Source organism: Enterobacter sp. DVT3837 (assembly GCF_056238685.1).
The window spans coordinates 2,130,115-2,143,358 of sequence record NZ_JBWDLA010000001.1 but is presented as its reverse complement, the minus strand read 5'-3'; the positions used below and the strand labels follow the sequence as shown (position 1 = coordinate 2,143,358).

General features: G+C 56.5%; 16 protein-coding genes. 13 read left to right on the top strand and 3 right to left on the bottom strand.

Annotation, left to right across the window (positions count from 1 at the left end; translation table 11 throughout):
- The first annotated feature begins 229 nt into the window (after positions 1-229).
- Together AC0XWG_RS10515 and AC0XWG_RS10510 are read left to right on the top strand one after the other, a co-directional pair.
- The gene (locus AC0XWG_RS10515) at positions 230-850 is read left to right on the top strand and encodes a TIGR04211 family SH3 domain-containing protein (RefSeq protein WP_028017142.1); all 621 of its coding nucleotides are present in this window, start codon (positions 230-232) and stop codon (positions 848-850) included.
- Positions 851-911: 61 nt separating this feature from the next.
- Complete coding sequence (locus AC0XWG_RS10510; RefSeq protein ID WP_128347222.1) at positions 912-2,153, top strand: multifunctional CCA addition/repair protein; 1,242 nt, start codon at positions 912-914, stop codon at positions 2,151-2,153.
- A gap of 10 nt (positions 2,154-2,163) precedes the next feature.
- Here the strand turns inward: AC0XWG_RS10510 and bacA are convergent, their stop codons facing one another.
- Both bacA and folB read right to left on the bottom strand, forming a co-directional pair.
- Positions 2,164-2,985 carry an undecaprenyl-diphosphate phosphatase gene (bacA, locus tag AC0XWG_RS10505; protein WP_128347221.1) on the bottom strand — a complete coding sequence of 274 codons (822 nt, stop codon included), beginning with the start codon at positions 2,983-2,985 and terminating at the stop codon, positions 2,164-2,166.
- Between the two features lie 106 nt (positions 2,986-3,091).
- On the bottom strand, positions 3,092-3,460 hold the full coding sequence (gene folB / locus AC0XWG_RS10500) for a bifunctional dihydroneopterin aldolase/7,8-dihydroneopterin epimerase (RefSeq protein ID WP_128347220.1): 369 nt from the start codon (positions 3,458-3,460) through the stop codon (positions 3,092-3,094).
- Positions 3,461-3,567: 107 nt separating this feature from the next.
- On the opposite strand from folB, the gene plsY reads away from it, so the two are divergent.
- The 9 genes from plsY (at position 3,568) to ureG (ending at position 9,778) form a co-directional block, all read left to right on the top strand.
- Positions 3,568-4,182, top strand: coding sequence for a glycerol-3-phosphate 1-O-acyltransferase PlsY (plsY, locus tag AC0XWG_RS10495; RefSeq protein ID WP_028017138.1), 615 nt, complete (start codon positions 3,568-3,570; stop codon positions 4,180-4,182).
- Between the two features lie 110 nt (positions 4,183-4,292).
- Entirely contained in the window at positions 4,293-5,120 is an 828-nt protein-coding gene (locus AC0XWG_RS10490; RefSeq protein ID WP_028017137.1) for an urease accessory protein UreD, read from the top strand.
- Between the two features lie 10 nt (positions 5,121-5,130).
- Positions 5,131-5,433 carry an urease subunit gamma gene (locus tag AC0XWG_RS10485; RefSeq protein WP_003862556.1) on the top strand — a complete coding sequence of 101 codons (303 nt, stop codon included), beginning with the start codon at positions 5,131-5,133 and terminating at the stop codon, positions 5,431-5,433.
- A gap of 10 nt (positions 5,434-5,443) precedes the next feature.
- Positions 5,444-5,758 (top strand): urease subunit beta, encoded by a 315-nt coding sequence (locus tag AC0XWG_RS10480; RefSeq protein WP_028017136.1) that lies wholly within the window; start codon positions 5,444-5,446, stop codon positions 5,756-5,758.
- Positions 5,751-7,454: an urease subunit alpha gene (ureC, locus tag AC0XWG_RS10475; RefSeq protein ID WP_475680565.1), complete on the top strand. Its 1,704-nt coding sequence runs from the start codon at positions 5,751-5,753 to the stop codon at positions 7,452-7,454. The genes AC0XWG_RS10480 and ureC overlap by 8 nt, the downstream gene beginning before the upstream one ends.
- Before the next feature lie 9 nt (positions 7,455-7,463).
- The gene (gene ureE, locus AC0XWG_RS10470) at positions 7,464-7,928 is read left to right on the top strand and encodes an urease accessory protein UreE (RefSeq protein WP_108090491.1); all 465 of its coding nucleotides are present in this window, start codon (positions 7,464-7,466) and stop codon (positions 7,926-7,928) included.
- Between the two features lie 9 nt (positions 7,929-7,937).
- Positions 7,938-8,477 (top strand): HupE/UreJ family protein, encoded by a 540-nt coding sequence (locus tag AC0XWG_RS10465; protein ID WP_049005076.1) that lies wholly within the window; start codon positions 7,938-7,940, stop codon positions 8,475-8,477.
- On the top strand, positions 8,477-9,151 hold the full coding sequence (locus AC0XWG_RS10460) for an urease accessory protein UreF (RefSeq protein ID WP_128347218.1): 675 nt from the start codon (positions 8,477-8,479) through the stop codon (positions 9,149-9,151). Before AC0XWG_RS10465 ends, AC0XWG_RS10460 begins: the two co-directional genes overlap by 1 nt.
- Positions 9,152-9,160: 9 nt before the next feature.
- Complete coding sequence (ureG, locus tag AC0XWG_RS10455; RefSeq protein ID WP_028017131.1) at positions 9,161-9,778, top strand: urease accessory protein UreG; 618 nt, start codon at positions 9,161-9,163, stop codon at positions 9,776-9,778.
- 47 nt (positions 9,779-9,825) lie between these two features.
- Here the strand turns inward: ureG and tsaD are convergent, their stop codons facing one another.
- On the bottom strand, positions 9,826-10,839 hold the full coding sequence (gene tsaD, locus AC0XWG_RS10450) for a tRNA (adenosine(37)-N6)-threonylcarbamoyltransferase complex transferase subunit TsaD (protein WP_028017130.1): 1,014 nt from the start codon (positions 10,837-10,839) through the stop codon (positions 9,826-9,828).
- A gap of 236 nt (positions 10,840-11,075) precedes the next feature.
- Between tsaD and rpsU the strand changes: the two genes are divergently transcribed.
- Both rpsU and dnaG read left to right on the top strand, forming a co-directional pair.
- Complete coding sequence (gene rpsU, locus AC0XWG_RS10445) at positions 11,076-11,291, top strand: 30S ribosomal protein S21 (RefSeq protein WP_001144069.1); 216 nt, start codon at positions 11,076-11,078, stop codon at positions 11,289-11,291.
- Positions 11,292-11,406: 115 nt separating this feature from the next.
- Positions 11,407-13,152 carry a DNA primase gene (gene dnaG, locus AC0XWG_RS10440; protein WP_023294585.1) on the top strand — a complete coding sequence of 582 codons (1,746 nt, stop codon included), beginning with the start codon at positions 11,407-11,409 and terminating at the stop codon, positions 13,150-13,152.
- Positions 13,153-13,244 lie beyond the last annotated feature (92 nt).

Genomic DNA, 13,244 nt, shown 5'->3' with positions numbered 1-13,244 from the left:
AGCCTTGTACTTTTGCGGGCGTCACAGACGCGTCAATGAGGGCGAACTTCCTCGCCATTTGTTTGTCAGTACATAGTATTTTGCGCCAAATTGCCATGCAATGAGCAATTTGACGGGCGTAAATGTGTAGAGTCGTGACACAGATGATTCTGATTGCTGACGAATGCTTTGCGTAGAGACACTGTTGCCACTACTATCGTTCCACTATTTATGAAAATAACGACTAATGATGCTTAAATTACGCCTGATTGGACTTACTTTACTCGCTTTTAGCGCCGCAACCACCGTGCACGCTGAAGAGAAGCGTTACGTTTCTGACGAACTGAACACCTGGGTACGCAGTGGCCCCGGAGATAATTATCGCCTCGTGGGCACGGTAAATGCCGGCGAGGAAGTCACCCTGTTACAGACCAACGCGGACACCAACTATGGCCAGGTTCGCGACAGTACCGGCCGTACGTCCTGGATCCCGCTGAAAGAGCTGAGCACCGTGCCAAGCCTGCGCACGCGCGTGCCGGATCTGGAAAACCAGGTGAAAACCCTGACCGACAAGCTGAATAACATCGACGGAACCTGGAACCAACGCACCGCTGAAATGCAGCAGAAAGTGGCGCAGAGTGACGGTGTGATCAACGGTCTGAAAGAAGAGAACCAAAAACTCAAAAACGAGCTGATTGTCGCGCAGAAGAAAGTGAATGCCGCCAATCTGCAGCTCGACGACAAACAGCGCACCATCATCATGCAGTGGTTTATGTATGGCGGTGGCGTGCTGGGCGTGGGTCTGGTGCTCGGTCTGGTGCTGCCGCATCTGATCCCAAGCCGTAAGCGTAAAGACCGCTGGATGAACTAACTCGTCTTCTCTGCCAGACTTACGTATGATCCTGGAAAAAGAGAAAACGGGAGTGTAGGGCGTGAAGAGTTATCTGGTCGGTGGTGCGGTACGTGATGCGTTGTTAGGTCTGCCGGTCAAAGATAAAGACTGGGTGGTGGTCGGTGCCACCCCCGAAGAGATGCTCAACGCGGGCTACCAGCAGGTAGGCCGCGATTTTCCCGTATTCCTGCACCCAAAAAGCCGGGAAGAGTACGCCCTCGCGCGTACCGAGCGGAAATCCGGTTCTGGCTACACGGGTTTCACCTGTTATGCCGCGCCGGATGTCACGCTGGAGCAAGATCTCCTGCGTCGCGATCTCACCATCAACGCGCTGGCACAGGACGAGCAGGGTCACATCATTGACGCTTATGGCGGTCAGGACGATCTGCGTAACCGCCTTTTACGTCACGTCTCCCCGGCGTTTTCTGAAGATCCGCTCCGCGTTCTGCGCGTGGCGCGTTTTGCCGCGCGTTATGCCCACCTGAGTTTCCGTATTGCCGATGAGACAATGGCGCTGATGACCGCCATGACCGAGGCGGGTGAACTTGAACACCTGACGCCAGAGCGCGTTTGGAAAGAGACGGAAAATGCTCTCACTACGCGCAACCCGCAGGTCTTTTTCCAGGTCCTGCGCGACTGCGGCGCGCTGAAGGTGCTGTTCCCGGAAATCGACGCACTGTTTGGTGTCCCTGCACCGGCGAAATGGCACCCGGAAATTGATACCGGCGTTCATACCCTGATGACGCTCAGTATGGCGGCTATGCTCAGCCCCGAGGTCGACATCCGTTTTTCCACCCTGTGCCACGATCTGGGCAAAGGCTTAACGCCAAAAGAGTTCTGGCCGCGTCATCACGGGCATGGCCCGGCAGGCGTGAAGCTGGTCGAGGGGCTTTGTCAGCGTCTGCGCGTCCCGAATGAGATCCGCGATCTGGCGAAACTGGTGGCCGAGTTCCACGACCTGATCCACACCTTCCCCATCCTGAAACCGGCCACCATCGTCAAGCTGTTCGATAACATCGACGCCTGGCGCAAACCTCACCGCGTGGAGCAAATCGCCCTGACCAGTGAAGCTGACGTGCGTGGGCGCACCGGGTTTGAAGCGTGTGATTACCCGCAGGGACGTTTATTGCGTAAAGCCTGGGAAGTCGCGAAAGCGGTGCCAACGAAGGATGTTGTCGAAGCGGGCTTTAAAGGACCAGAGATCCGTGAAGAACTCACCAGACGTCGGATTCAGGCGGTGACAGACTGGAAAGAAAAGCATTGCCCTCAGCCGAAAGACTGAGGGCAATCGGTCAGAAGAAGACCACGTAAACCGCTGCCGCCACGATAAAGCGATAGATCGCGAACGGAATAAACGAGATACGCTTAATCAACTGCAGGAAAGTTTTAATGGCAATCAGCGCCACGATAAAGGCGGTGATGAAACCAACGGCGAACATCGGAATGTCACCCGTGGTGAGGAACCCAATGCTTTTGTAGACGTCGAGTGCAGTGGCGCCCATCATCATCGGTACTGCCAGCAGGAACGAAAACTCAGAGGCCGCATAACGGCTTACGCCCATCAGCATCCCGCCAGAAATGGTCGCGCCTGAACGTGAGAAGCCCGGCCACAGTGCCAGGCACTGGAAGCAACCAATCATAAACGCCTGGCGGTAGGTCATGTCATCCAGACCTTCCGCACGCGGGGTTTTCGGCTTCAGCACTTCCGCCGCGATCAGCAGGAAACCACCCACTACCAGCGCGTACATCACGTTAATCGGGTTAAACAGAGATTTAATGGCGTCGTGGAACGCCAGACCCAGCACCACCGCAGGGATCATCCCGATCAGAATATGGATCAGTGACAGTCGGCCTTTACCCATACCTTCGTGCTGAGGCGGACGGCCAAAGTGGATGCCGATCAGACCAAACAGACGACGCCAGAACATCACCACTACCGCCAGAATAGAACCCAGTTGGATGACCACTTCAAACGTTTTAGCGGTATCGCCTTCAAAGCCCAGCAGATGGCCAACGATAATCATATGGCCCGTACTGGAAACCGGCAAAAACTCCGTCAATCCTTCGACCACACCCAGTATTGCCGCCACCAGCAGCGAGTGCATATCGCTCATCTATAAACCCCTAAGAAGATATAAAAAAACGGTGCCCCATGCGGACAACCGAGAAAGATACAGCGTTAAGACCGGTATAACCTAAAATGGTTTAGCTATTATGACGTTAAATCTTGCCTTTCAGATTTGTGCCACGCTCAATAATAACGCCAACATTGGTGGCGCGCGCCACTGCTCCTGGTTTACTTAACTTAATGCGCACCCACGGTGAATTGAATTTTTTCAGCAGCAATTCTGCGACTTCTTCAGCCACCCGTTCGACCAGCGCAAAACGTTGCCGTTCAACGTGGGCGATGACCGTTTCACTGATATCGGCATAGCTCAGACAGTCATTCACGTCATCACTTTTTGCTGACTTACGGTTATCCCAGCCCATTTCGATATCGAACACCAGCTTCTGCTCAATGGTCTGTTCCCAGTCGTAAACACCAATAGTGGTGATTACCGAAAGTTGCTCTATAAATACAATATCCATCACGACCTGCCTGCTTTTTGGCTAAACCGGATACCACTTCCGGCGAATTATGCGTATTATCCACAGATGCTGAGAATACAGATACATTTTCAAAACGGAACAGCGTTATGAGTGCAATCGCGCCTGGAATGATCCTCCTCGCCTATCTTTGCGGCTCAATCTCCAGCGCCATTCTGGTCTGCCGCATTGCAGGGTTACCCGACCCGCGTGAAAGTGGTTCCGGGAACCCGGGGGCGACCAACGTACTACGAATTGGCGGCAAGGGTGCAGCCGTAGCGGTTTTGATTTTTGATGTTCTGAAAGGGATGCTACCCGTCTGGGGCGCATATGCGCTGGGCGTCACGCCGTTCTGGCTGGGGCTCATTGCCATCGCTGCCTGTGTCGGCCACATCTGGCCTGTATTCTTCGGATTTAAAGGTGGCAAAGGCGTTGCAACCGCCTTTGGTGCCATTGCGCCTATCGGCTGGGACTTAACCGGCGTCATGGCCGGCACCTGGCTGCTGACCATTCTTCTGAGCGGCTACTCGTCACTGGGTGCCATTGTCAGCGCGCTGATCGCCCCGTTTTACGTCTGGTGGTTCAAACCTCAATTCACCTTCCCGGTGTCGATGCTCTCTTGCCTTATCCTGCTGCGTCATCACGACAATATCCAGCGCCTGTGGCGTCGCCAGGAGACCAAAATCTGGACAAAGCTCAAGAGAAAGAAAAAAGAGCCGGAGTAATCGCGCGACACCCGCAGCAGATAACGTATCCATAAGCGACTCATATGACAGCCTTCATTTCCGCCAGGGCATACTGAAACGTATCCCGATGGTGAGCAAATGGATGCAGCATGTTAGCAGCTCAGGTCACTGATACTACGTATAAAGGCTGGCAGGCGTCGCTTGCCCTGCAGTTTTGTCACACGCCTGAGAAAACCCTCCTGCATTCCGCTCATCACCTCGGGCCGCTTACGGTTCAGCGTCCGTTTTACCCGGAAGGGGATACCTGCCACCTTTACCTGCTGCATCCACCCGGCGGAATTGTGGGTGGCGATACGCTGGACATTTCCGTTCGGCTGGACGCCAAAAGCCATGCGCTCATCACCATGCCCGGGGCCAGTAAGTTCTATCGCAGCAGTGGCCCGCAGGCTCGTCTGAGCCAGCACTTTTATCTCGATGAAGACGCCACGCTGGAGTGGTTGCCGCAGGACACCATTATCTTTCCCGGCGCGAACGCCGCGCTGCGTTCCGTTTTCCACCTGAAGGCCTCCAGTACATTGATGGCCTGGGAGCTGTACTGTCTGGGGCGCCCGGTGATCGGTGAGACCTTCAGCCACGGCAGGCTGGAGAGCCGCCTTGAAATCTGGATTGAAGACGAACCTCGCCTGATTGAGCGTCAGCATCTTAGCGATGGCGATCTCACGCCCGTTGCCGGGCATCCGTGGGTCGGCACGCTGCTGTTCTATCCGGCTAGGGAAGAGCATCTCGACAGAGTACGTGAACTGCTTACACCACTGGAAAACGTTGCCGGGGCAACCCTTACTGACGATCTGCTGTCGGTGCGCTTTCTCTCTCACGATAACCTGATTTGTCAGCGAGTGATGCGCGATATCTGGCAGTCGCTTCGCCCGCTTTTATCCCACAAAACTGCCTGTTCGCCGCGTATCTGGCAGACATAAGAGAAACGTTATGGAACTGACCCCCAGAGAAAAAGACAAGCTGTTGCTGTTCACCGCCGCGCTGGTTGCCGAACGCCGCCTTGCACGCGGGGTAAAGCTCAATTATCCGGAATCCGTCGCGTTGATCAGCGCCTTTATTATGGAAGGTGCGCGCGATGGTGAAACCGTCGCCTCACTGATGGAGGCGGGCCGCCATGTCCTCACGCGCGACCAGGTGATGGAAGGTGTACCCGAGATGATCCCCGACATTCAGGTAGAAGCCACCTTCCCCGACGGTTCAAAGCTCGTCACTGTCCATAACCCGATCGTCTAAGGAGCGCGTGATGATCCCAGGTGAATACCAGATCCAGCCCGGAAATATTGCCATCAACGTAGGGCGAGCAACGCAGAGTGTAATCGTCGAAAACCACGGTGACAGGCCGATCCAGGTGGGATCGCACTACCACTTTTACGAGGTCAACCCGGCGCTGAAGTTCGACCGGGCGATAACCAAAGGCTACCGGCTGAATATTCCGGCCGGGACCGCCGTACGTTTCGAACCCGGCCAGAAGCGCGAAGTGACGCTGGTTCAGATCAGCGGCGCGAAGCGCATTGTCGGTTTTCGCGGTGAGGTGATGGGAGAAGTGAACAATGGCTGAGATTTCACGTCAGGCCTACGCCGACATGTTCGGCCCCACCACGGGCGATAAAGTGCGGCTGGCCGACAGCGATCTGTGGATCGAAGTGGAAGAGGATCTCACTGTTTACGGTGAAGAGGTCAAATTCGGCGGCGGAAAAGTGATCCGCGACGGCATGGGTCAAGGACAAATGACAACGGATCAATGCGTGGATCTGGTTCTCACCAACGCGCTGATAGTTGATCACTGGGGGATCGTGAAAGCCGATATCGGTGTGAAGAACGGGCGGATCTTTGCCGTCGGTAAAGCCGGTAACCCGGATATTCAGCCCGGCGTGACGATCCCGATTGGCGCGGCAACGGAAGTAATTGCCGCCGAGGGGAAGATCGTCACCGCCGGCGGGATCGACACCCACATTCACTGGATCTGCCCGCAGCAGGCGGAAGACGCACTGGTCTCCGGTGTCACGACCATGATCGGCGGCGGTACCGGGCCCGCTGCAGGCACCAACGCCACGACCTGCACGCCGGGGCCGTGGTATATCGCCCGCATGTTACAGGCCGCAGATACGCTGCCGGTGAATATTGGTCTGCTCGGCAAGGGTAACGGCTCAAACCCGGACGCTCTGCGCGAGCAGATCGCCGCCGGTGCTATTGGGCTTAAGATCCACGAAGACTGGGGTGCCACGCCTGCCGCCATCAATTGTTCTCTGGAGGTCGCAGACGAGATGGATATACAGGTGGCGCTGCACAGCGACACGCTGAACGAATCCGGGTTTGTCGAAGATACGCTGGCGGCGATTGGCGGGCGTACCATCCACACCTTCCACACCGAAGGCGCGGGCGGCGGCCACGCGCCGGATATCATCACCGCCTGCGCGCACCCGAATATTCTGCCCTCCTCTACCAACCCGACGCTGCCGTACACGGTGAACACCATCGACGAGCATCTCGACATGCTGATGGTCTGCCATCACCTCGATCCTGATATTGCTGAGGACGTCGCCTTTGCGGAATCACGTATTCGCCGTGAAACCATCGCCGCTGAAGATGTGCTGCACGATATCGGCGCATTTTCGCTCACCTCGTCAGATTCTCAGGCGATGGGCCGCGTGGGGGAAGTGATTATCCGCACCTGGCAGGTGGCGCACCGCATGAAGGTGCAGCGCGGCACCCTGCCGGAAGAGACTGGCGATAACGACAACTTCCGCGTAAAGCGCTATGTCGCCAAATACACCATCAACCCGGCGCTGACCCACGGTATCGCCCATGAAGTGGGTTCGATTGAGGCAGGAAAACTGGCGGATCTGGTGGTCTGGTCCCCGGCATTCTTTGGCGTCAAACCCGCCACCATCGTCAAGGGCGGGATGATCGCCTGCGCGCCGATGGGCGATATCAACGCCTCGATCCCCACGCCGCAGCCGGTGCATTACCGCCCGATGTTTGGCGCACTCGGTGCCGCGCGCCACGCCACGCGGCTGACGTTTGTCTCGCAAGCCGCCAGTGCGAACGGCATCCCACAGCAGCTCAATCTGCAAAGTGGCACCGCCGTGGTGAAAGGCTGCCGGACGGTGAAAAAGGCGGACATGATCCACAACGGCCTTCAGCCAAATATCACCGTTGATTCGCAGACCTATGAAGTGCGCGTCGACGGCGAACTGATTACCAGCGAACCGGCTGACGTTCTGCCGATGGCGCAACGCTATTTCCTGTTTTGAGGAGTGATGATGATCTATTTAACCCAACGCCTGGACCATGCCCATCCCGTAACCTCCAGCGTCACGCTGCCGATTGACGTGCGGGTGAAAAGCCGCGCTCGCGTGGCGCTGAACGACGGGCGCGAAGCCGGGCTAATGCTGCCGCGCGGCTTGCTGCTGCGCGGCGGAGACCTGCTGACCACCGACGACGGCAGTGAGGTGATTGAAGTGATCGCTGCCGCGGAGTCCGTCTCTGTGGTGCGCTGCGCCGATCCGTTCCTGCTCGCCCGCGCCTGCTATCACCTGGGCAACCGTCACGTGCCGCTGCAAATCATGCCCGGCGAGCTGCGCTATCACCACGATCATGTTCTCGACGATATGCTGCGCCAGTTCGGGCTTGAGGTGACGTTTGCCAGCCTGCCATTTGAACCCGAAGCAGGGGCCTACACCAGCGAGGCTCATAGTCATAGCCACTCTCACGCTCATTCACATTAAGGATTAATCATGCGCAAGTACTTACCCCTGTTACTGCTGGCCTTTTCCCTGCCTGCGCTGGCACATCCGGGACACGGAGCCGACAGCTTCCATGCCGGATTTTTCCACCCGCTGACCGGCCTCGATCATCTGCTGATGCTGACAGGTGCAGGCGTGCTCTCCGCCCTGAGCGGCCGCAAGTTGATACTGCCCTTTGCCACCCTCGGCATGATGCTTGTCGGCGCCATTGCGGGCAGTCTGCTTGGTGGCTTTAGCGGCATGGAGATGCTGATTATCGCCTCGTTGGCGGTCTGCGGCGTGATGATGTTTAAAACCGAGAACCGTCTGCTGCTGGCAGTCCCTGCCCTGGCGATGTTCCACGGCTGGGCGCACGGTGTGGAGATGTCCGGCCACAGCTTCTGGCTGTTCACCAGCGGGTTCATGTTTGCCAGCGCCACCGTACTGTGCGCCAGTTTCGCCGCAGGGTTGCTGCTGCGCCGTCACGATGGGCTGCGTAAAACCTTCGGCGGCGGACTGATTGTCTCCGCCCTGCTGGCGTTGATGAGCTAATGGAGCACGCCCGCCAGTGGCTGCGCCTGATGCAGCTTTCCAGCAGCAGCCTGCCGGTCGGGTCATTTACCTGGTCACAGGGGCTGGAATGGGCTGTTGAAGCCGGTTGGGTCACGAGTACCGATGCCTTCAAACGCTGGCAGACGCAGCAGATGGAGCAGAGTTTTTTCTGCGTCGATCTGCCGCTGTTTATCCGCCTGTATCAGGCCTGTGAGCAACAGGATCTCGTTACAGCCAAACGCTGGACAGCGCATCTGCTCGCCTGCCGGGAAACGCGCGAACTCCGTGAAGAGGAGCGCAATCGCGGAGCGGCCTTTACGCGCCTCATCAAAAGCTGGGAGCCGGACTGCTCGCCCGAATGGCTGCCGCTGTTTACGCAAAGCCAGCTCTGCGGCATGGCGTGGCTCGGCGTGCGCTGGGGCATCGGCGTGCGCGAGCTGGCGCTGAGTCTCGGCTACAGCTGGATAGAGAGCGCGGTCATGGCAGGCGTGAAGCTGGTGCCGTTTGGGCAACAGGCCGCGCAGCAGCTGATTATCGACCTGAGCAACCATTTTGCCGACGGGCTTGAACAGGCATTTTTGCGCAGTGATGACGAGATAGGCGCGGCGACACCGCTGTCCGCTATCGCCTCTGCGCGCCACGAAACACAATATTCACGACTATTCCGTTCCTGAGGAGTCAATATGGCTGATTACAAACATCCCCTGCGCGTCGGCGTCGGCGGCCCGGTAGGGTCAGGCAAAACTGCGTTGCTGGAAGCACTGTGCAAAGCGATGCGCGACACCTATCACCTGGCGGTGGTGACGAACGATATCTACACCAAAGAGGATCAGCGCATCCTGACCGAAGCGGGCGCGCTGGAGCCGGAACGCATCGTGGGCGTGGAGACCGGAGGCTGCCCGCATACCGCCATCCGTGAAGATGCCTCGATGAACCTGGCCGCAGTAGAAGCATTAAGCGAGAAATTCGGTAATCTGGATCTGATCTTCGTTGAAAGTGGCGGCGATAACCTGAGTGCGACCTTCAGTCCCGAACTGGCAGATCTGACGATCTACGTGATCGACGTGGCCGAGGGGGAGAAGATCCCGCGCAAGGGAGGGCCAGGGATCACCAAATCCGATTTCCTGGTGATCAACAAAACCGATCTCGCGCCGTACGTGGGTGCTTCGCTGGAGGTGATGGAGCGCGACACCAACCGCATGCGCGGTGAACGTCCGTGGACGTTTACCAACCTGAAGGCAGGTGACGGGTTAGCGACGATTATTGGTTTTTTAGAAGAGAAAGGGATGTTGCGGGTGTAGTCGTAAATTTCCCTCTCCCCTATGGGGAGAGGGTTAGACTGAGGGGGTTACGCCTCAGGCAGTTCCGCCAGCGGCCAGCGCGGACGCACGGAGACGCTCAGATCGGACGTTGCACCGGCGTTGAGACGTACCATCCCGGCGTAGGCAATCATCGCACCGTTATCAGTACAAAATTCCGGACGCGCGTAGAACACTTCGCCGCGACGCTTTTGCATCATCTCTGCGAGCTTCGCCCGCAGCGTACGGTTGGCGCTGACGCCGCCAGCCATCACCAGACGCTTAAAGCCGGTCTGATCCAGCGCGCGTTTGCACTTGATCATCAGCGTATCGACTACCGCATCTTCGAACGCGCGGGCGATATCGGCGCGGGTCTGCTCGCTATCATCGTTATTACGAATGGTATTGGCTGCGAAGGTTTTCAGGCCAGAGAAGCTGAAGTCCAGCCCCGGACGGTCGGTCATCGGACGCGGGAAGACAAAGCGCCCTTCCGTACCCTGCGACGCCATCTTAGAAAGCATTGGGCCGCCAGGATAATCCAGCCCCAGCAGCTTGGCGGTTTTGTCGAACGCTTCACCGGCGGCGTCGTCGATCGACTCACCCAGCAGCTCATACTTGCCAATGCCCGTCACGCTAATCAGCTGGGTATGACCGCCAGAAACCAGCAGTGCCACAAACGGAAACTCAGGTGGGTTATCTTCCAGCATCGGCGCCAGAAGGTGCCCTTCCATATGGTGAACCGGGATAGCCGGCACATCCCATGCGAAGGCCAGCGAACGGCCAACGGTCGCGCCGACCAGCAGCGCGCCGACCAGACCCGGACCCGCGGTATAGGCCACGGCATCAATATCGGTTGAACTCAACCCGGCCTCTTTCAGCGCCGCCTGAATCAGGGGAACCGTTTTACGCACGTGGTCACGAGAGGCCAGTTCTGGCACGACGCCGCCGTAGTCAGCGTGCAATTTCACCTGACTATACAGTTGGTTGGCCAGAAGCCCTTTCTCGTCGTCGTAAATGGCAATGCCGGTTTCATCGCAGGATGTTTCAATACCCAGTACACGCATGACTTATTTTACCTCGTTTCAATACCGCGCAGTGTAGAGCCTGGGCGGGTTGATGTAAAACTTTGTTCGCCCCAGGAAGAAGGCTCGTGTATACTCCTCACCCTTATTAAAGTCCCTTTCAAAATCGCATCGGTGCTTTACAAAGCAGCAGCATTTGCAGTAAAATTCCGCACCATTTTGAAATAAGCTGGCGTTGATGCCAGCGGCAAACCGAATTTATTAAAGGTGAGAGTTACATGCCGGTAATTAAAGTACGTGAAAACGAGCCGTTCGACGTAGCACTGCGTCGCTTCAAACGTTCATGCGAGAAAGCAGGTGTTCTGGCTGAAGTTCGTCGTCGTGAGTTCTATGAAAAACCAACGACCGAACGTAAGCGCGCTAAAGCTTCTGCAGTGAAACGTCACGCGAAGAAACTGGCTCGCGAAAACGCACGCCGTACTCGTCTGTACTAATTGGTTGAGGGCCTCAGCCCTCAATTGACAGACAGAGTAATAGTCGTAAGGCCGTGCTTCCGGAAGGAATGCGCGGCTTGTTTTCGTTTATAAGTCGCTTAAATTTTTGGGGCATATGGCCGGAAGAATCCCACGCGTTTTCATCAATGACCTGCTCGCCAGAACCGACATCGTCGATCTCATCGACGCGCGGGTAAAGCTGAAAAAGCAGGGCAAGAACTACCATGCGTGCTGTCCGTTCCATAACGAAAAAACCCCCTCCTTCACCGTAAACGGTGAAAAGCAGTTTTACCATTGCTTCGGCTGTGGTGCTCACGGTAACGCCGTTGATTTTTTAATGAACTACGACAAGCTCGAGTTCGTTGAAACCGTCGAAGAACTGGCGGCAATGCATAACCTTGAAGTGCCGTATGAAGCAGGCAGTGGGCCAAGCCAGATAGAGCGCCATCAACGGCAAACGCTGTATCAGCTGATGGATGGCCTGAATTCGTTTTACCAACAGTCTCTTAAGCACTCTGCGGCTGAGCCTGCGCGTCAGTATCTGAACAAGCGCGGACTGAGCGACGATGTCATTGCGCGTTTCGCTATTGGTTACGCCCCGCCCGGCTGGGATAACGTGTTAAAGCGTTTTGGCGGCAATAGCGAAGATCGTAAATCCCTCATCGATGCAGGCATGCTGGTCACCAATGACCAGGGACGAAGCTACGACCGCTTCCGCGAACGGGTGATGTTCCCGATCCGCGACAAGCGTGGACGGGTAATAGGTTTTGGTGGTCGCGTATTGGGTGATGCCCTGCCGAAATACCTCAACTCCCCGGAAACCGATATTTTCCATAAAGGCCGTCAGCTGTATGGCCTTTATGAGGCGCAGCAAGATAATGCGGAACCTCCGCGTCTTCTGGTCGTCGAAGGCTATATGGACGTCGTTGCCCTGGCGCAGTACGACATTAACTACGCCGTTGCATCGTTAGGGACGTCCACCACGGCCGATCATATTCAGTTGCTGTTCAGGGTGACCAACAATGTCATCTGCTGTTACGACGGTGACCGCGCAGGACGGGATGCAGCCTGGCGCGCGCTGGAAACGGCACTTCCTTACATGACCGACGGGCGTCAATTGCGCTTTATGTTCCTGCCCGACGGTGAAGACCCGGATACGCTGGTGCGTAAAGAGGGCAAAGCGGCGTTTGAAGCGCGGATGGAGCAGGCTCAGCCGCTCTCCACGTTTTTGTTTAACAGCCTGATGCCGCAGGTGGATTTGAGTACCCCTGACGGGCGCGCGCAGCTCAGTACGCTGGCACTGCCGTTAATCAGCCAGGTGCCGGGCGAAACGCTGCGTATCTATCTGCGTCAGGAGTTAGGCAACAAGCTTGGCATTCTGGATGACAGCCAGCTTGAACGTTTAATGCCAAAACAGGCTGAAAATGGTGCGGTTCGCCCCGCGCCTCAGCTAAAACGCACAACCATGCGTATACTGATAGGGTTGCTGGTACAAAATCCCGAACTTGCTCCGCAAGTGCCGTCGCTGGCGGGTTTGAACCACGAAAAATTGCCCGGACTTGGCTTATTTTCAGAATTGGTCAACACTTGTTTGTCGCAACCAGGTCTGACCACCGGACAACTTTTAGAACATTATCGCGGCACAAAAGAGGCCGCAACCCTTGAAAAACTGTCGATGTGGGACGATATAGCAGATAAGGATATTGCAGAAAAAACGTTCACCGACTCACTCAACCATATGTTTGATTCGATGCTTGAGCTGCGCCAGGAAGAGTTGATTGCTCGCGAGCGCACGCACGGCTTAAGCAGCGAAGAACGCCGGGAACTCTGGATGATTAACCAGGAACTGGCGAAGAAATAAAAGAATTTAACGGCTTAAGTGCCGAATATCGATCGGGAAGCCCCCGGCAGCCGCACTGAGAGGCAGCGGCAAAAATATAAGTACGCCCTCGC